At 50.1% G+C, this 18,451-nt stretch carries 14 protein-coding genes and 1 pseudogene; 8 read left to right on the forward strand and 7 right to left on the reverse strand.

Features of this window, described 5'->3' with window-relative positions; all coding sequences use genetic code 11:
• Positions 1-115: 115 nt before the first annotated feature.
• The 6 genes and pseudogenes from BZJ21_RS08800 to BZJ21_RS08830 form a co-directional block, all read left to right on the forward strand.
• Positions 116-1,303, forward strand: a complete 1,188-nt coding sequence (locus BZJ21_RS08800; protein ID WP_021023441.1) for an NnrS family protein — start codon at positions 116-118, stop codon at positions 1,301-1,303.
• Between the two features lie 120 nt (positions 1,304-1,423).
• Positions 1,424-1,813, forward strand: a complete 390-nt coding sequence (locus BZJ21_RS08805; protein WP_077669585.1) for a nitrous oxide-stimulated promoter family protein — start codon at positions 1,424-1,426, stop codon at positions 1,811-1,813.
• A 444-nt stretch (positions 1,814-2,257) separates the two neighbouring features.
• Positions 2,258-2,875: a TetR/AcrR family transcriptional regulator gene (locus BZJ21_RS08810; RefSeq protein ID WP_077660827.1), complete on the forward strand. Its 618-nt coding sequence runs from the start codon at positions 2,258-2,260 to the stop codon at positions 2,873-2,875.
• The gene (locus BZJ21_RS08815) at positions 2,872-4,212 is read left to right on the forward strand and encodes an efflux RND transporter periplasmic adaptor subunit (protein ID WP_077669586.1); all 1,341 of its coding nucleotides are present in this window, start codon (positions 2,872-2,874) and stop codon (positions 4,210-4,212) included. Before BZJ21_RS08810 ends, BZJ21_RS08815 begins: the two co-directional genes overlap by 4 nt.
• Positions 4,209-7,313, forward strand: coding sequence for an efflux RND transporter permease subunit (locus tag BZJ21_RS08820; protein ID WP_077669587.1), 3,105 nt, complete (start codon positions 4,209-4,211; stop codon positions 7,311-7,313). The genes BZJ21_RS08815 and BZJ21_RS08820 overlap by 4 nt, the downstream gene beginning before the upstream one ends.
• A gap of 699 nt (positions 7,314-8,012) precedes the next feature.
• Positions 8,013-8,459, forward strand: a pseudogene (locus tag BZJ21_RS08830) (transposase family protein); the annotation flags it as partial.
• A 101-nt stretch (positions 8,460-8,560) separates the two neighbouring features.
• On the opposite strand, the gene norR reads toward BZJ21_RS08830, so the two are convergent.
• The gene (gene norR / locus BZJ21_RS08835; protein WP_077669588.1) at positions 8,561-10,096 is read right to left on the reverse strand and encodes a nitric oxide reductase transcriptional regulator NorR; all 1,536 of its coding nucleotides are present in this window, start codon (positions 10,094-10,096) and stop codon (positions 8,561-8,563) included.
• A 183-nt stretch (positions 10,097-10,279) separates the two neighbouring features.
• Between norR and norV the strand changes: the two genes are divergently transcribed.
• Positions 10,280-11,770, forward strand: a complete 1,491-nt coding sequence (gene norV, locus BZJ21_RS08840) for an anaerobic nitric oxide reductase flavorubredoxin (RefSeq protein WP_077669589.1) — start codon at positions 10,280-10,282, stop codon at positions 11,768-11,770.
• Between the two features lie 9 nt (positions 11,771-11,779).
• Positions 11,780-12,922 carry an NADH:flavorubredoxin reductase NorW gene (gene norW, locus BZJ21_RS08845; RefSeq protein WP_077669590.1) on the forward strand — a complete coding sequence of 381 codons (1,143 nt, stop codon included), beginning with the start codon at positions 11,780-11,782 and terminating at the stop codon, positions 12,920-12,922.
• Positions 12,923-12,947: 25 nt separating this feature from the next.
• On the opposite strand, the gene modC is transcribed toward norW, so the two are convergent.
• From modC to BZJ21_RS08875, 6 genes are all read right to left on the reverse strand, one after another.
• Positions 12,948-14,018 (reverse strand): molybdenum ABC transporter ATP-binding protein, encoded by a 1,071-nt coding sequence (gene modC / locus BZJ21_RS08850; protein WP_077669591.1) that lies wholly within the window; start codon positions 14,016-14,018, stop codon positions 12,948-12,950.
• Positions 14,015-14,698 carry a molybdate ABC transporter permease subunit gene (gene modB, locus BZJ21_RS08855; protein WP_021023452.1) on the reverse strand — a complete coding sequence of 228 codons (684 nt, stop codon included), beginning with the start codon at positions 14,696-14,698 and terminating at the stop codon, positions 14,015-14,017. Before modB ends, modC begins: the two co-directional genes overlap by 4 nt.
• Positions 14,695-15,540: a molybdate ABC transporter substrate-binding protein gene (modA, locus tag BZJ21_RS08860; protein ID WP_158075515.1), complete on the reverse strand. Its 846-nt coding sequence runs from the start codon at positions 15,538-15,540 to the stop codon at positions 14,695-14,697. The genes modB and modA overlap by 4 nt, the downstream gene beginning before the upstream one ends.
• Positions 15,541-15,606: 66 nt before the next feature.
• On the reverse strand, positions 15,607-16,347 hold the full coding sequence (locus tag BZJ21_RS08865) for a HesA/MoeB/ThiF family protein (RefSeq protein WP_069363097.1): 741 nt from the start codon (positions 16,345-16,347) through the stop codon (positions 15,607-15,609).
• 16 nt (positions 16,348-16,363) lie between these two features.
• Positions 16,364-16,774, reverse strand: coding sequence for a hypothetical protein (locus BZJ21_RS08870; protein ID WP_021022847.1), 411 nt, complete (start codon positions 16,772-16,774; stop codon positions 16,364-16,366).
• A 58-nt stretch (positions 16,775-16,832) separates the two neighbouring features.
• Positions 16,833-18,446 carry an MFS transporter gene (locus BZJ21_RS08875; protein WP_021022848.1) on the reverse strand — a complete coding sequence of 538 codons (1,614 nt, stop codon included), beginning with the start codon at positions 18,444-18,446 and terminating at the stop codon, positions 16,833-16,835.
• Between the last annotated feature and the right edge of the window lie 5 nt (positions 18,447-18,451).

Here is an 18,451-nt window from a genome sequence, read left to right on the forward strand (position 1 = left end):
AAAATAACCCTACTTTTTGTAGCACATTAAATTGTTTTAGACTTGTTTGACATCAATTGAGAAGCATTCTTTTGTGCTAGGGTGAGAAACTGATTGACTCACGGAGTGCTTGGTTATGTTGTTAAACGTTACGGATAAACAAAAAGAGGATCGGATCCCACCCCTATTTCGACTTGGTTTTCGGCCGTTTTTTCTCTTTGGAGCGCTCTATTCGTGCATTGTCATTACCGTTTGGGCAGGGCTTTATACTGATCCTAACCTTTTTTCGCTGAGCGTACCCTCCCTGTGGTGGCACGCTCATGAGATGCTGTTTGGCTTTTCGATGGCAATTGTCGGTGGGTTCTTAATGACGGCGGTGCAAAACTGGACGGGTGTGCCCGGAACCCGAGGACTGAAGCTTTTCGCCATTTTTTCATTATGGCTGTTGGCGCGGTTGAGCTTCTGGGTGGATGTCCCGATTTGGGCGAGCCTTGTACTTGATACCCTGTTTATGGCCTGCGTGGCATGGTCGTTGGGTTATCGCGTGGTAGTGACTAAACGTCAGCGCAATTACCTATTTATTCCTATTTTAGCGGTGGCGGCCTTACTTAACGCATTGTCTTACGGCGTACAGCTAGGGGAAGTCTCACTACCTATTAATCAAGTTTGGCACAGTACCTTGTTGTGGTTCATGCTGCTTATTAGCGTAATGGGTGGCCGTGTGATCCCGTTTTTTACGGAGAAGAAGTTGGGTATACAGGTGTCCAGCACACCTGTGTGGCTAGAGCGAGCGATTATCGCTCTGTTTGTGCTATTGATTGGCGTCACTTTGGTGTCCGGCACTGATAACATAGTCGCGCGTGGGTTGCTGCTCACAGCGGGTATTGCTCAATGTGTTCGGCTCTATCGCTGGCAAGGCTGGAAAGCATACAAGGTGCCGATGCTGTTTTCGCTTCATCTATTTTATGTCTTTTTACCACTTGGATTGATATTAAAAGCGTTGGTGATGAACCCTTGGGCATCAAACCTCATTTGGCATCTTTTTGCGATAGGCACTTTAGGTGGGGTGATCCTGGCCATGATTGCACGAGTCACGCTTGGGCATACTGGGCGTAATGTTTATCAGGGCCCCGCTGTTTCTTGGTTGTTTTATGCTCTGTTGATTTCAGCATTAGTGCGTGTGTTTGGCATGTGGTTTTGGCCAGTTTATACCCTAGAGCTGGTCGCTGCATCAGCACTGCTTTGGACGATAAGCTATGGCTGGTTTGCGGTACGATTTGGCCCCATGCTGAGTCAAGCACGCACAGATGGCGCGGCGGGGTAGTCTTATCACATTATTATTAATAAAAGGTAAGCTTGGAGTAGGGTTTAATGCAGGCTATTACTGTTACCATCCTTCTTATGCCTTACCGCTATTATTGCTACTATTTTATAGGTGTAAGGTATGGATTCAAAGTGGTTAACCGGTGAGCTTATAACAGAATTTAAAACCGTTTCATGCATGATACAAATCTATTGTCGTGATCATCATCAGGGCAAGTCGCTCTGTTCAGCGTGCCAACATTTGAGAGACTATGCAGAAGTGAAGTTGGATCGTTGCCCTTATGGTCAAGACAAACCGACTTGCAATCGTTGTCCTATCCACTGCTATAAGAAGGCAGAAAAGCAAGAGATGAAGACGGTCATGCGGTACGCTGGTCCAAGAATGTTACTGTCTCACCCGATCCTTGCGCTTAGACACTTATACCATGAGCGCAAAGCGGTTCCACCGTATCTAATCCCTAAGAATTCTAACCGTCACAAACGACTGGAAAAGCAAAAATCGGGCAACTAAAAATACATCAAGTAAACTCAGTAGAGCGTTGACTTATGGACTTGTGATGGATACCGGGATTAAGTGGTGTATCCGATGTTTTACGAACACCTGTACAAGCTTCGTTCTCTCCGTACTTCCTGGTTGGCAAGAAAGGTTGAGGCGGGTGCCTCAAAGCAGCTGCTGCTTCACATCCCTAAAGGGGTTCACGAAAGGCTGATGAAAAATTCGATTCAGCCAGGTCGTGCGAATCCTTGAATGCCTTGGTGACGAATATCATGCCGATGACCTTGCAGCCTGATCGGCCTTTAGCTCTCAATCAGCGACTAGATGGGCGCAGTGCAGGTCTCTGACGGATCGCGCGAAATGTATTAGGTATCGAATACGCCCTCAATCAGAATCTGGTTGCGTCGTAGACTAGGTTGCCATAAGATAGTAATTAATTACTATCTTATATGACTTGTTATGACTCACAAACGAAATTTGACAGCCGAAGAGCGCCGGGAGCTCACTGTCGACGCGGTCATTGACCTGAGCGCGCAGGATGACCCAGCCAATATCACCACCGGCAGCATCGCCAAGCACATGAGGGTCACCCAAGGTGCGTTGTTCCGGCATTTTCCAAGCAAGGATGCGATCTGGGAGGCCGTCATCGGCAGGGTGACCGAACGTGTGATGAAACTGTTAGATAAGGCCGCTGCCTCGGCGAATAGCCCGCTGGCCGCGCTCGAGGCGATATTCCATGGCCATATCACGTTTATCGTCGAGCATCCTGGCGTGCCTCGGCTGATGATGGGGCAGCTGCAGCATGCCCGGCCGACGCCGGCGAGACGTATGGTTCGCTCGCTGCTGTTTCTCTACCGTGAGCGGATCGAGAGATTGTTGAACGAGGCGCAGGAGGCTGACGAACTGCGTCAAGAGCTGAATATCGAAATGGCCGCCACGCAGTTCATCGGCACCATCCAAGGCCTGGTCATGCAGTCGCTGATTTTCGACAATATGAACCATATGGTCGAGCAGGCCGAGGGGGCGTTCCACCTCTACTGTCATGGTATCCAGAAAGCACAAGGGGCGTACCGATGACAGGCCTGAATCAACGCTTGGGGCGTTTTTTGGCGGTAGTCATTGGCCTCGCCATCGGTGCGGCGCTTCTGGTCTTCTTCGTGGTTAATCGGCAGGTTCCCGAGCACAGTGACTCACCACCTGCCCCCAAGGTGGTGGCAGTGATCGAGGCGCAGCCACTGGCGTTTCGCCTTGAGGCACGTGGTCACGGCGTGGCGCGCCCTGCCGAAACCTGGCAATCCGTTGCCAACGTCTCGGGCCGGGTGGTGGAGCGCCACCCGCATCTGGAGAGCGGCACCCTGCTGCACGAAGGTACCTTGCTGCTGGCATTGGACCCTAGTCGCTACGAGCTGGCTATCGCCGAGGCCGAGGCGGAGTTGAATCAGCTCAAGGCAGAAGAGGCCAATACCCGGCGTTTGCTGGATTTGGAACGCCAGGCACTCGATTTTACCGAGCAGGAGCTTTCACGAATAGAGCGGCTGGCGGCCACAGGTGCTGTCTCCATTTCTCAGCGTGATGCTCAACGTCGCAGCGCTGTGGGGCAGCGCCAGGCGGTGGCCACTCTTGAGAATACCTTGGCCTTGCTACCAGCCCAGCGCGAGCGGGTATCGGTGCGGCTTGCCCAAGCTCGCCATGACTTGGAGGATACCCGCTTCGAGGCGCCCTATGACCTGCGTCTCGGTGAGGTGGACGTAGAGCTTCATCAGTTCGTGGGTGTGGGTCAGCGGTTGTTTGAGGCGGATAGCCTGGCGGCTGCCGAGGTGGAGGCACGGCTTCCCTTCAGCATGGTACGACGCCTCCTGGGCAGTGTGGCACTGGTCGAGCTCGATCCCGGCATCCTAGATCTGAGTGAGCGCATCGATCTTGACTCGATCGATGCAGAGCTGGAGCTGGTCGGAGCACCCGGGGTTAGCTGGGAAGGTCGGGTTGTGCGCGTGGCCAGCGGCCTCGACCCGGCCACCCGCGCCGTGCGAGTAGTCGTAAGGGTTGAGGAGCCTTGGCGCGATGCCCGGCCACCTAACCATCCGCCACTACAGCGCGACATGTACACACGAGTGCGCCTGTCGGCACGCAGTCCCGTAGCACAACTCGTGGTCCCCGCATCGGCCCTCCATCAAGGTGAGGTCTACCTTGCTGACGAGCACGCTCGCCTGGTCAGGCGCTCGGTGTCCGTCGCCTTCAAGCAGGGAGACCTGGCAGTGATCGAATCGGGCCTCGCCCCGGGCGAGCGGGTCATCGTCGACGACCTCCAACCAGCCATCGAGGGTATGGCGCTGGCGCCTCGCCGCGACGTGGCCCTAGAGGCACGTCTGACCGCCCAGGCTCTGGGTGAAGTAACGTCAGGAGAACGGCAATGATTCGCTGGTTTGCCGCTCATCCCACCGCCGCTAATCTGCTGCTAATGCTGCTGCTGGCTGCCGGGCTGTTCGCCGCACCCAACCTCAAGCGTGAGACCTTCCCAGATTATCGCCCAGTGGAAGTGTCTGTGGAGGTGGTCTATCGCGGGGCGAGCGCCGCCGACGTCGAGGACGCCGTGTGTCGGCGTCTGCACGATGCCGTTAAAGGTGTGGAATTTCTCGACGAGTTCAGCTGTGTGGCTCAGGACAACCTGGCCAGTGCCACGGCAACCATGTCAGCCGGGGGGGATGCCATTCGCTTCCTCAATGAGATCGACACCGAGGTGAGCGCCATCACCGAGCTGCCGGCCCGCGCCGACTCCCCTGTTGTGCGGGAGCTTCATCGCAGTGACATGGTGGCGGCTGTGGCGGTGTCTGGGGATATGCCGATGCACCAGCTCGAGGATTACGCTCTGCGCTTGGAAGAGCGCATTATGACGCTGCCTGGCGTGGCTGAAGTAGCGATCCACGGGAGGTCCCAGCGCCAGTGGCAGGTCGCAGTGCCACGCGAGGCACTGGGCCAGCACGGCCTCTCGGCGCGGGAGCTGGCACGTCGAGTGGCCAGTCAGAACCTTGACCTACCACTGGGCACCCTGGAAACCGCCGACCGCGATATCCTTATGCGCTTCACCGACCAGCGCCGCTCTCTGGCTGAGCTGGCCGATCTGGTAGTGGTCTCCGATGCCGGGGGCGGCGAGCTGACCCTGGGCGAGCTGGCCACCATCACCGAGACCGGTGAGCAGGCTGAAGAGCGAATCCGCTTCAACGGTGAGCCGGCGCTGGTGCTGGAGGTGAGCAAGGCGCTGCGAGACGACGCCCTGACGGTCAAGGAGTCTTTGGACACGTTGCTTGAGGCGGAATGGCGGCGATTCGACGGGGGTATCTCTCTGACGCTGACCCAAGATGCGACCAGTATCGTTCGCGACCGCCTGCAGATGCTGGTGGATAACGGCTTAATGGGGCTGGTGTTGGTGGTGCTGGTGATGAGCCTCTTCTTCCGTCCGCGCCTAGCTCTGTGGGCCGTTCTGGGCCTGCCTGCGGCCTTCATGGGGGCCTTCATCGTCATGGCCCTGACCGGGCTGTCAATGAATATGATCACCTTGGTGGCACTGCTGATGGCTATCGGCATCGTCATGGATGATGCCATCGTGATCACAGACAGCATTGCCGTCCACGCCCTGAAAGGGACCTCACCGGTGGAGGCGGTGGTAGCGGGTACCCGCCAGGTGTTACCCGGCGTACTTTCGTCGTTTCTTACCACGGTCGCGGTATTCGCCCCGCTCTCCTTCCTGGCCGGCGAGCTGGGCGCGGTGCTTGAAGTGCTGCCGGTGGTGCTGATCGCCGCTCTGGCAGCGAGCCTCATCGAAGCATTCTGGATCTTGCCCCATCATCTTAAGGGCAGCGTGGGGCGACTTGCCAGTGGGCACAACTCGCGCTTCCGTGTCGCATTCGAACGACATTTTGACAGGTTCCGCGAGTCGGTCGGTCGGCTGGCCGACCGGGCGATACGATTTCGCCATGCGGTGTTGGGAATCATTTTCGCCATTATGCTGGGCTCTTTCGGCTTTATGGCTGGAGGGCATGTGGGCAGTGAGGCGATGCCGGATATTGATGGCGATGTCCTGGAGGCCCGTATCCTGATGCCCCAGGGTACCCCCCTAGCACGTACCGAGGCGGTGGCCGAGCGAGTCGAGGCGGCAATCCGTGAGCTTGATTTACGCTACTATCTGGACCAGCCGGGGGGAGCATCCCTGGTCGAGGCGATTCAGGTGCGCTTTAACCACAACCCCAGCGCCAGGGAGGCAGGTCCTCATGTGGCCACCGTCATCGTCGACCTGCTGACTGCGGAGCGTCGCCGGGTGACCCTGGACGAGCTGACCGCCGCCTGGCGTGAGACCATCGGTGAGATCGAGGGGCTTCAGCGATTAATTATCCAGGAGCCCGGCTTCGGCCCCGCCGGGGTGCCCGTGGAAGTGCGCCTGGCCGGAGAGAACTTGGAGGCCATGAAGGCGGCGGCGCTAGAGTTGGGCGACCATCTAGAGAATTATGCAGCCGTCTATAATGTCTTCGACGACCTGCGCTTGGGCAAGCCTCAATTGACCTTCTCGATGGCCGAGGGCGCCCATGGCTTGGGCCTCTCCGCCGAGGAGGTGTCCGGGCAGTTGCGTGCGGCGCTGCTGGGGGAGGTTGCCGATACCCTGCGCATCGGCAATCAGGAAATCGAGGTGCTGATTCGCCTAGCCGAAGCGGACAGGACCTCTCTCGACAACTTGGTTGATTTGACCATTGCCCTGCCGGAAGGAGGCCGGGTGCCGCTGGAGGTGGTGGCCAACGCCGAGGAGCGGCGCGAGTGGGCGCGCATTACCCGCATCGACGGACGGCGTACCGTAACCGTGGAGGCCAACGTGGATGCGCGGCATGCCACCGGCCAGGCAATCGTCGATGATCTCGTCGGCAGCGGCTGGCTCAGCGAGTTCCGCGAGCGTCATCCCGAGGTGGCGCTCACCTTCGAGGGGCAAGTGGCGCGCTCCGCTGAGACCGGCAGCTCCATAGGCCGCGGTCTACTCATCGGGCTGGTGGGAATCTTCGTGATCCTCTCCTTCCAGTTCCGCAGTTACATCGAACCGCTGATCGTCATGCTGTCTATTCCGCTGGCCTTCATCGGCGCCATTTTGGGGCATGTACTCATGGGTTACTACCTCTCTACGCCCTCGCTGATCGGCGCGGCCTCCCTGGCCGGCATCGTGGTCAACAATGCCATCCTGCTGATCCACTTTATCAAGACCCATCGCGAGAGCGGACTGGATGCCGTGGCGGCAGCCGGCCAGGCCAGCCGCGACCGGCTGCGTGCCATCCTGATCTCGTCGACTACAACCATCGCCGGTTTGCTCCCGCTGCTGGCCGAAACCAGTACCCAGGCGGCGGCCATCAAGCCGCTGGTGATTTCGGTGGTGTTCGGACTGCTTAGCGCCACCGTGCTGGTGCTACTGGTGATCCCCGCAGTCTACGTGCTGTTTGACGAGTGGGGCTGGGTTCAGGCGCCCAAGCCATCAAAAGAGTAAGCGGCCCAGAAGAGCATTTATTGATTGTTCATCAAGAGAGAAAAAACATGACGTTAAAAAACTGTAGTGTTAGGACCATCCTACTCATTACCCTGACTGTCCTGCCAACTTGGCTAATAGCGGGAGACAATGACTATCAACACTCAGCGAGAGAACAGGAAAGCACCAGTGAAGAACTAGTGCTCCGCTCCATTATGCGCGATCTTGATGAAAATATGCGCGAAGTTGCTGGGGCCATATCTCGGGAAAACTAGGAAAAGGTAGCTGAACTGAAATCGCACCCCTAATTGCCGATCATGTCGAGCCACCGTTCTTGGAAAAGACACGCATATTGCGCTTTTTCGGAACCGGCGGCGGACGCTTCCGGGGATATGACAGGTGGGTGCATGAAGCCGCCAGGGATATGGGCGACGAGGCGCGTCAAGCGGATGACCAAGCAGTAATCGAAGCGTTTTCGCGGGTGCAGAACCACTGTCTGGCCAGCCATCAGGAGTTTAAGGAAGGGTTCAGAGCCCATTTCTACAGCGAATGAATAGAGTGCTGGAATGAATAGCAGGATGCAAAGAAACACATACAGATGCAGTCTTTGCGCGACTCGATTTTTTCTAGAGCTGGAACAGCTGACCGACATGCCTTGGCTAATTGAAAGTTCGTTAACTACTGAATACACCATTCTGATACAGGAAGGTTTGCCCCGAAATGTCACACTTGCCTGACAACGTATTGCGTCTCCCTGAGTACCAGGTACTAAATGCCATGGAAATGGAAGACGGGTTGCGCTTTCATATAGTTGCTCCCGACCCCATAGCTTGCGAAGGGTGCGGCGCAGACAATGAGTTTGTCAGGTTCGGCAAGCGTGATGTCGCTTACCGCGACCTCCCGGTCTACGGAAAGCGGGTCATCCCCTGGGTGATCCGCCGACGTTACTCTTGTCGAGCTTGCGGCACGACATTCCGCCCTTCGCTCCCGGACATGGTGGACGACCATCGCATGACTCGGCGGCTGTACAGTCGCGTCGAGAAGGAGTCCTTTAATCATCCCTATGTCTACGTAGCCGACACTACGGGCCTCAACGAGAAGACTATCCGTGAGATATTCAGGAAGAAGACCGAGTTCTTGGCGGCCTGGCACCGCTTCGAGACACCTCTCTCATAAACGATTTGAAAAATAAAAAGCGAATAATAAATACGTCAAAAAATTTCTAATAGGGCGTTAGCTCACGGGGTTGTAACTTGCGTTTGTCGCTCTTATTTCAGGCTCAACCGTTTTGCTAGGCGATGTAAATTGCCACCATCGATATCAAGTTGTCTTGCAGTGGCGGCCCAATTACCGTGATTTTGTGATAATGCGTCCGAGATCATTCTTTTCTGAAGATTCTCTGTTTCTGCGCGTAGCCCTAATGTTGGAACTTCAATAGACTCTTTTTTTTGCTGTTTATGGGTAGCACTAACCGCCTTTTCGTCAGAGGTAAAGAGATCAAAATCTTGCAGAGTAAGCTCGAGATCCCTCGACTGCGTTCGAGATTTGGCTAGGACACTGGCTCGTTTGATAGCATGCTCTAGTTCGCGTACGTTACCAGGCCATGCATACTGTGTGAGCTTTTGAAGTAGCGATGCAGACAGGCGAATGCTGCTAAGATGAAATTTAGCCTTCATCTGTTCGGCAAAAAATCCGGCTAATAATACGACATCATCGTCTCTTTCTCGAAGAGGTGGAACATGGAGAGGGAATACACTGAGACGATGGTATAGATCGGCTCTAAAACGACCGGCTGTTACTTCCTCATATAAAACGCGATTGGTCGCGGCAATGATGCGCGTATTCACTTGAATATGACGGTCATCGCCGACCCGCTGGATATCACCGAATTGGAGTGCACGCAGTAGCTTGGCTTGCAACTCTAACGATAATTCGCCAACTTCATCTAAAAATAATGTGCCGTTATCGGCTTGCTCGAACTTACCCTTTCGATCACTAATTGCACCGGTAAAGGCCCCTTTAATGTGACCAAATAGTTCACTTTCCGCGACGGATTCCGGTAGCGCGGCGCAGTTAAGATAGACTAATGGCTTAGACGCTCTTGCAGAACGCTGGTGGAGTGCATTAGCGACTAACTCTTTACCAACCCCGGTTTCCCCGGTTATTAATACTGATAACTCCGTATTCGCGACCGCGTCTATTTGTTGTTGTAGCGTCTGCATTGCCGCCGATCGGGAAATAATCTTATCACTAAACGTCCGCCGCTCTGTCAATGCCTCATGTGTGACATTGGCCTGTGTTTCTAATTGCTCTAATAACAAGGCTGTTTGTAGTCCACCAGCTGCCAGTGCGCTGATAAGTCGTAAGTCGTGATTGAGAAGGCCATCAAACTGGTTTTCGTCAAACGCATCAATAGTTATTGCGCCAATTAGCTGATCGTCCACTAATAGCGGAAGTCCGATACAAGAGTGAACCTGAAGCTTGCTATCACGGTTAGGAATTAATCCATCATAAGGGTCTGGTAAATCGCTGTTAGCCGGAAAACGTACGATATCACCTGCTCGTGCAATGGCTTCCAAACGCGGGTGCTGAGCGAGAGCAAAACGACGACCTAAAACGTCATGCGATAAGCCATTAATGGCGAGAGGAATAAAGGTCTGATTCTCATACAAAAGCAGTGCGGATGCATCACAGCACAGCACTTCTCTTATCGTCGTTAATAATGTATCAAACCGGTCTTTTCGAATCAGTGCAGAATTTAAATCTTGTGTGATGTGCAGCCAATGGGCGAATAATTCAGTCATAATCTAGTATTAGTGTCTTTATGACAATCATATATGTCTAAATGACAATAATCAATGCTGTCATTAAGACAATGTTTTAGGTGGGTTGCTATATAAGTGCTTGATTTTAAATGATTAGTTATCTTGGCACGACTAATGCATATAGAGTGCATTAGGTTCTCAATGTCATTTAAGGTAGTAATCATGACAATACAGGTAAAAAACAACATTCGCTGGGTGGGTCAACGAGATTGGGAAGTGCAGAACTTTCATGGCACAGAATACAAAATCACCAAAGGAACAAGTTACAACAGCTACTTAATCCAAGAAGAGAAAACAGTACTGATCGATACGGTTGATCACCGTTTTAGCCAACAATTTTTGCAAAACCTTGAAAGGGAAATCGATCTAGAAAGTATCGATTTTATTGTTGTAAATCACGCAGAGGAAGATCATTCCGGCGCAATGTCCGCCTTGATGGAGAGGATCCCTGACACGCCGATATATTGCACTGAAGCGGCGATAGACTCGATAGTGGGCCACCATCACCACCCGGAGTGGAATTTTAATACGGTAAAAACCGGCGATAGTATCGATATTGGGAATGGTAAGCAGCTTATATTTGTTGAAGCGCCCATGCTGCACTGGCCCGATAGCATGATGACTTACTTAACCGAGGACGCCGTCTTATTCAGCAATGACGCCTTTGGTCAGCATTACTGTGATGAACGCTTGTTTAATGATGAAGTTGACCAAAATGAGCTGATGGAACAGTGCTTACGGTATTATTCTAATATTCTTACCCCTTTCAGCCGTTTAGTAACGGCGAAAATAAAGGAAGTTTTAAGTTTTAATTTACCTGTCGATATGATCGCAACCTCTCATGGTGTCGTTTGGCGCGATAACCCTATTCAAATAATCGAGCAGTACCTTGCGTGGGCGGATGACTATCAAGAAGACAGAATCACTATTTTTTATGACTCTATGTCGAATAATACACGAATGATGGCTGATGCTATCGCACAGGGGATCCATGACGTCGATCCGGACGTCGCAGTAAAAGTGTTTAATGTTTCGAAACACGACAAAAATGAAATTCTATCAAATGTATTCCGTTCTAAAGGTGTGTTAGTTGGTTCTTCAACGATGAATAATGTCATGATGCCTAAGATCGCAGGGATGCTGGAGGAAATCACCGGGATGCGTTTTAAAGCGAAAAAGGCGGGCGCTTTTGGTAGTTTTGGTTGGACCGGTGGTGCCGTTGACCGCATCCACACGCGCCTTATGGACGCTGGTTTTGAAACGTCGATGAGCTTGAAAACAAAATGGCGTCCTGATCGCGATGGTATGGAGAAGTGTCGAGAGGATGGTCAGTATATTGCAAAGTTGTGGGCCAACAAACGCCCCTCTCGAATGTTACCGACGGCTGAGTCTTGCGAGAAAAACGACAAGCCACGACCATCGACACTAAGCCCTGAAAAGCCAAAAGCACACCCTATCCAAGATGCAGAGCCGCCTCATTCTGCAGACTGTCAGTGCATGATTTGTACTGTTTGTAATTGGGTTTATGATCCTGCTGTGGGAGAGCCTAACCAAGGTATTGAACCTGGGACAGTATGGAGTGATGTTCCGGGATACTTCTTATGTCCTGAGTGCCATCTAGGCAAAGATGTTTTTACAACATACCAAGGTTAGGGAGCGAAAATGACTGAACCAATTATTATTATTGGCAGTGGCTTCGCTGCTTACCAACTGGTAAAAACAATTCGGCGTATGGATCGGGAGATCCCGGTGACCGTATTGACGGCTGATGATGGCCATGAGTACCACAAGCCGGATTTGAGCCACGTATTTAGTAAACAACAAACAGCGGACGATTTAGTGTTAAAATACGCTGATGTGTTCGCAGATGAATACAATATTACTTTATTGACTCAGACTGTCGTTGAGCATGTCGATACACAGGCCCATTGTGTACGCGCAAATGGTCAAAAGTATTTTTATTCAAAGCTGGTTTTTGCAACCGGTGCAACTACTTTTATACCTCCGGTTCAGGGGGATGCGGCGCATCAAGTAATGACAGCGAATTCTTTGACAGAGTTGCGCGCATTAGAGCCTAATGTGCGTCAAGCTCAGCGTGTTGCCATTATAGGGGGTGGATTAATAGGTGTTGAAATTGCGATGGATCTAGCGCGAAGCGGGAAATCCGTTGTGGTTGTTGAGCCTAATACCCACCTTCTTGGGACACTGGTTCCAGAGTTTGTTGCTAGACCGCTTGAGAGCCAGATGCTGCAACTCGGCACGACACTGTGCCTTGGTGAGAGTGTGGTGGAAGTCAATCAACAGGAGCAGTCGCTTTCACTGACGTTGCAGAGTGGCAAGAAGATTGCTGTGGATCTTGTTATATCAGCGGCTGGCCTGACGCCAAATACCAACCTTGCGGCACAAGCAGGCATTCAAGTGAACCAGGGTATTTGCGTTGATACATCGCTGCGGACATCCGCTAGCGACGTATTTGCGCTAGGAGATTGTGCCGAGGTTGAAGGCCAAATTAGACCTTATCTACAAGCCATTTCTTTAAGTGCTAGTACGCTTGGTAAGCAGCTTCTTGGCGTTGATGGCGGTTTAACGTTACCCGCTATTATGGTTAAAGTTAAAACCCCCAATTATCCCATCTACATGGCAGGTGATATCCATTCGGCAATATGCTGGGATATCAATATGGTCAGTTCGGGGATAGTGGTGCGAGCCTCTGATGACGATCAGCAGCTAACTGGGTTTGTTGTCACAGGGGAGCAAGTGACTCAGGCGTATACGTTGTTTAGACAGTTGTCTAGGGCTATCTAGCCGATATAACTGGGGGAGCGGTTAGTTAATAATCAAAACTAACCGCTTTAACCAGGGCATAGAGCATTTGTCCTGGCTGCAGTTTGAGTCGAGACAACGACCGGCGACTGATCCTCGATAATATCGGTTGACCACTTACGTCCAACCGTAACAAGACGTTGGCGGGGTGCGTGTCGTCGCTCACCTCCATGAGCTGTGCCAATAAGCAATTATTGATACTTGATTGTTGTGGTGCTTCTAAAGCGATTGATACATCTTTTGCGTGTACCCTCGCTTTGATGATGCTGTGTGTTTCGACGTGCTGCAAAGGGACATGCAATTGTTGGTCATTGGATAAGTCTAGCACTGTCATATAGTCGTCTGTATGCTTTTTGACGGTGCAATGAACCACCGCAGCCGCGTTATCATCTCGCGCTAAAGACAAATCTGTCCTTGTGAGCATATCTTGTGTTGCGCCATGCGCTAATACTTTTCCGTTATCTAACAGCACAATGTGATCGGCAAGTCTTGAGACCTCTTCAATGGCATGGCTGACATAGATGATAGGTATCTTCAGGGTCGATTGTAGTGATTCGATGTAAGGTAAGATCTCGGCTTTACTGGAAAGGTCGAGAGAAGCCATCGGTTCGTCCATAAGCAATAGGCTCGGGCTTGTGAGCAGGGCTCTAGCAATTGCGACTCTTTGTTTTTGTCCACCAGATAACTGGTGAGGGTAGCAGCGACTAATGTCGGTTAGTCCGAGGCTTTCTACCGTTGCTTCAAAACTGACATAGCGTTTTTCCTTGTCTACACGGTTGTAGCTAAATAACAAATTATCTTTGACGTCTAAATGAGGAAATAGGTTCGGTTCTTGGAACACATAACCGATAGAGCGTTGATGGGTGGGTAAACATGCATCTTGGCGCTGCCATGTTTCCCCATTGACAATAACCGTCGCACTATCCAACGTTTCAAGCCCTGCAATACTGCGTAATATGGTCGTTTTCCCAGAGCCTGACCGACCAAAGAGCGCGGTCACCCCCTTTCCCGGCAAATGCAGATTAATATCCAATAGGAACTGGTCTCTGGCCAATTTCAATGCGACTTGAATGGTCATATAAAGCTCACTGGTTTGAATTTTTTATTCATTGTGTAGGTTGCCAATAGTAAAACAAATGACAAAGAGACAAGTATGGCTGCCAGTGTATGCGCGGCGTCGTAATTCATTGATTCGACGTGATTGTAGATAGCAATAGATGCGACTTGGGTTTGCCCTGGAATGTTTCCTCCAATCATTATTATGATCCCGAACTCGCCTAATGAATGTGCAAATGAAAGGACACCCGCGGTTAAAAAACCCCTTCGTGATAAAGGAAGCACAATATTGAAAAAACGATCCATCGGAGAGGCTCTTAATGTTGCAGCAACGTCCAATATGCCACCAGTTGCTGATTGAAAGGATGATAGAAGTGGTTGCATTACGAATGGTAATGAATAAATCATGGAACCAACCACTAACCCAGAAAATGAAAATGCTAAATGATTGAAGCCCAGCGCCTCTAAACTTCCCCCTATCCACCCATTAGGCCCCAATAGTAGGAGGAGGTAGAAGCCCAGCACGGTGGGTGGTAAGACTAAAGGCAGCATCACTAACGCTTCAACGAAGATTTTTACGCGTGACTGTGTGTTGACCAGCCACCACGACAGCGGTGTGCAAATTATGAGCAGTATACTGGTGCTCACGAAAGCGAGCTTTAGAGTGATAACCAGTGCAGTGATATCGTTTGGGGAGATCATTGCTCAATAATGCCTTTCTTGGATCGTATCAAGGTCGCTTGGTTTGCGACTGATGGTTGGTTTATTTTGTACCCTGAGTTTTTGATAATGGCTGTAGCTGTTTCACTGGTTCTGACCCAGCTTAGAAATTGAACTGCTGAATCAAAGATATGGGGCGTTTTTTTTGCGTAGTTTAAAATGACAGCTTGTTGCACGATGGGATCGTAAAGAGATTGCGGTGGTATCCAGTACGAGCCGCCAATGGCCCCATCACGGCCTTTTACTTGTGATAAAGATAAAAAACCCAGTTCCGCCGCTTCTGATGCGATCTGTCCATAAGCTTGGCCGATGGACTGCGCCTTCACGACTTGTGTATTGCTATTTAAATCCTTCCAGAGCTCAAGGTGTTGCATGATTTGTTTGGCTGCAAGGCCGTATGGAGCGACACGAGGATCTGCCATGGCGAGATGTTTGAAGGAATATGTTTTAAGGACTTTATCTCCGGCGTTAGTGAGCAGATCAGTGTCTTTTGACCACAAAACGGGTATGCCAATCGCGTAGGTAAAACGAGAGTTCTCAACCACTAATCCATCTTGCTCCAACAAGATGGGACGTATTTTATCTGCGGAAAAAAATAGATGATAGGGTGCTCCGTGTTTGATTTTTGCGAATAGAGAGCCCGAAGAGCCAGAACTAATCAGAAAAGGTTGGTTAAACTCTCGTTGATAGGCGCGGGCGAGCTCATTGAAAGTACCATTAAAATTTGCGGACACAGCTACGCGAAGGGGCGAGGTGTCAGCCATCGTCGTAGCAGAAAGAAAACAAAGTAGAGTTAACGTAACTGTACGTAAAGTCTTATTCATACGCATACTTTGGGTTCCATCATCAACACTCCTATGCCTAAAGTGGCAAGCTTTGCTAAACCTTAACTACCCACAGATTTTGCATGCGGGAGCGGGCTTTACTTTGTATGGTATCCATTCCATTGATAGTCCATCGAAATAGTAAAAAGCGTTGGTGACCACTGAGTTCGGGGCGATAATACTGTTGATGGCGATAAGTGCTTGCATTGATCCTATGATGCCCACAACAGGCGGGAGGATCCCAGACATGACACAGCTAGAGGGAGCGTCGCTAAACTGTGAGCTTATACATTGATAACAGGCCTCATTCTTATTGGCAGTAAAAACACCTACCTGTCCCTCGGTACGAATGGCAGATCCTGAAATTAGTAAGGTTTTTTGCTGCCAACAGATTTCATTGATGAGCTCTCGCGTAGGCTTGTTGTCGGTACAGTCAAGGACGAGATCATGCTCGATAATCGCTTCAGTTAATAGTTGCGAGGACTGCTTCGACGTTATTGGTACACAAGAAATATGACTATTATTAGTAAGCAGACGATCGCACATCGCTTCAGATTTATAGCGGCCGATATCATTTTCAGTAAAGCAGGTTTGTCGGTGTAGGTTAGACAGTTCCACTTTATCAAAATCAGATATTGTAATGTGGCCCACTCCAGAGGAGGCGAGATATGGAGCCGCGGCGGATCCCAAGCCGCCAGCGCCTATCACCAAAATGCGAGTCGCTTTGAGCCGCTCTTGGCCTTCGATATCCACACATTTGAGAGCAATTTGGCGATCATAGCGTTGATACTCATGTTCATCTAGCATTATAGTTTTTACCTTGTTAAGCAGGGTTGAGTGAAATTAAATCTCCGTTTCTATTTGCCGTAATAAACATGCCGATTTTTCCTTCATTTATTTGATTCAGCATCATTCTTAGTGGCTGTTGCGCCTGATCGCTATTGGGTGGGTAGCCACCTCGTCCATCGAGCGCAGAAATGAATACCACGTCCCAAACTATTCCGGTTTGATTAGACTCTAAAACAAGTTGTGAAAAATCCACAACCTCTTGAGGTAACTTATCAACGCACAATACCGGCATTAACGTACCTCCTGAACCCGCACTAAATGTCGTTTTTTGTTGAATAGTATGACCTTCTGGTAACTCCGCTTTTGCGAAGACAAATAGTAATCTTTGAGGTTCAGGTTGTAGTTGAGTTGCTTCGATAAGTTCTTGATAGTTAGTTATATTCATCTCTATTCCTTTAATGAAAGGCAGTCTAAAACTGCCTAGATATATTTTTAATGGTACATTATGGATTGTAATATTCTACGTCTTTACGGAAGTAAAAGAACCAGTTAACTAACATACACACAATATAAAAAATAGCAAAACCTATCAAAGCGTGATCAGGTGTAGACATTTCAATTTGTTCACCAAACACCATTGGAATGTAGAACGCACCGTATGCGGCAACGGCTGATGTCCATCCTAAAACAGGACCCGCTTCTGACTTGGGGAAAATGATCGCAATACTGCGGAATACCGAACCGTTCGCTACTCCGGATGCGGTAAACAAGAATAAGAACAGTACGAAGAAAGGCAGAAAATACTCTTGCGGTGTTTCTGATTCATATGCCTGTGCCATATAGTAGGCTGCACCAAGTGCAGATAGTGCCATGACAGCAGCACACACTTGGGTCACTTTTGAGCCGCCAAACTTATCACCTAACCAGCCGCCAACAGGTCGCACGAGTGCGCCAATAAAAGGAGCCATCCACGCATAAGTAAGTGCACTCGGCCCGGCGGGATTAGGGGTTGAGTGAGTCATCACTCCATCCACGATGATATGCTTATAGCCAAAGATCAGTTGAATTGCCAATGGAAACGCAGCGGAAAAGCCAATAAATGAACCAAATGTCATGGTATAAATGACACTCATGATCCATGTATGCTTGTTTTTGAAGATACGATACTGGTGTGTTAAGCTTTTACTAATAGCACCAGGTAATGACTTCAATAGAAATAATGTAGATAATAATACCAATATAAGTGCAACATCTTTAGGTACTTGCCAGCCGCTACCATTCGCACTTTCAGGTAATATTAACCAAAGACCGATCGCTGATGTAAATAAACCAATGATTATCATTATACTAATCATTACGGCTGCTTTTGTAAAAGATGGTAAAGTCGGAGTAACTTCTTTCGTGGCAATATTATTCATGCCAAACCAACTAAAAACAGCTAATGGGAGAAGAAGTGTTAACCAAACATATCCTCCATTCTGAACCCAAGTGGTCGTGCCCGCATTTATTTTTCCAATGATAGTTCCAGAATCAGTTAAGAGTGTTGTGGGATCTCCACTTAGCGATCCAAATGCTGCAAATGTCATTATCCAAGGTATCAGAATTTGCATGGTAGTCACACCAAAGTTACCCAGTCCAGCATTTAAACCTAGTGCTAAGCCTTGCTTTTTCTTAGGAAAAAAGAAGCTTATGTTCGACATTGAGGATGCAAAATTTCCTCCGCCAATACCAGACAGAAGAGCCAACAATTGATACTGCCAAAGCGGCGTAGTTGGGTCTTTTAGTGCCGCACCGGTAAAAAAAGCTGGTATAATCAGTAACGTAGTAGTGAAGAAAATGGTATTTCTCCCACCACAAAAACGAATAAAAAAGCTACTTGGTATTCGTAATGTCGCGCCTGAGAGACCGGCAATCGCTGTCAGTGTAAACAATTCTTCTGGCTTGAAATCATAACCAGCATTAATCATTTGTACGGTTAATATACCCCAGTATAACCAAACCGCAAATCCGGAAAGAAGACTAGGGATAGAGATCCATAGATTTCGGTAGGCTATTCGCTTACCGGACTGCTCCCAGAATTCATTGTCTTCTGGCTCCCAACGATAAATATTTCCCATTTACT

Origin of the sequence: Salinivibrio costicola subsp. alcaliphilus (genome assembly GCF_001996185.1) — a bacterium.
Taxonomy (GTDB): domain Bacteria; phylum Pseudomonadota; class Gammaproteobacteria; order Enterobacterales; family Vibrionaceae; genus Salinivibrio; species Salinivibrio costicola.

What these genes read in the sequence shown, in the direction of transcription:
- BZJ21_RS08800 (WP_021023441.1), top strand. Translation starts at nt 116, where the DNA reads ATGTTGTTAAACGTTACGGATAAACAAAAAGAGGATCGGATCCCACCC.
- BZJ21_RS08810 (WP_077660827.1), top strand. Translation starts at nt 2,258, where the DNA reads ATGACTCACAAACGAAATTTGACAGCCGAAGAGCGCCGGGAGCTCACT.
- norR (WP_077669588.1), bottom strand. Translation starts at nt 10,096, where the DNA reads ATGACTGAATTATTCGCCCATTGGCTGCACATCACACAAGATTTAAAT.
- modB (WP_021023452.1), bottom strand. Translation starts at nt 14,698, where the DNA reads ATGATCTCCCCAAACGATATCACTGCACTGGTTATCACTCTAAAGCTC.
- norW (WP_077669590.1), top strand. Translation starts at nt 11,780, where the DNA reads ATGACTGAACCAATTATTATTATTGGCAGTGGCTTCGCTGCTTACCAA.
- BZJ21_RS08865 (WP_069363097.1), bottom strand. Translation starts at nt 16,347, where the DNA reads ATGCTAGATGAACATGAGTATCAACGCTATGATCGCCAAATTGCTCTC.
- modA (WP_158075515.1), bottom strand. Translation starts at nt 15,540, where the DNA reads ATGAATAAGACTTTACGTACAGTTACGTTAACTCTACTTTGTTTTCTT.
- BZJ21_RS08875 (WP_021022848.1), bottom strand. Translation starts at nt 18,446, where the DNA reads ATGGGAAATATTTATCGTTGGGAGCCAGAAGACAATGAATTCTGGGAG.
- norV (WP_077669589.1), top strand. Translation starts at nt 10,280, where the DNA reads ATGACAATACAGGTAAAAAACAACATTCGCTGGGTGGGTCAACGAGAT.
- BZJ21_RS08870 (WP_021022847.1), bottom strand. Translation starts at nt 16,774, where the DNA reads ATGAATATAACTAACTATCAAGAACTTATCGAAGCAACTCAACTACAA.
- modC (WP_077669591.1), bottom strand. Translation starts at nt 14,018, where the DNA reads ATGACCATTCAAGTCGCATTGAAATTGGCCAGAGACCAGTTCCTATTG.
- BZJ21_RS08805 (WP_077669585.1), top strand. Translation starts at nt 1,424, where the DNA reads ATGGATTCAAAGTGGTTAACCGGTGAGCTTATAACAGAATTTAAAACC.
- BZJ21_RS08820 (WP_077669587.1), top strand. Translation starts at nt 4,209, where the DNA reads ATGATTCGCTGGTTTGCCGCTCATCCCACCGCCGCTAATCTGCTGCTA.
- BZJ21_RS08815 (WP_077669586.1), top strand. Translation starts at nt 2,872, where the DNA reads ATGACAGGCCTGAATCAACGCTTGGGGCGTTTTTTGGCGGTAGTCATT.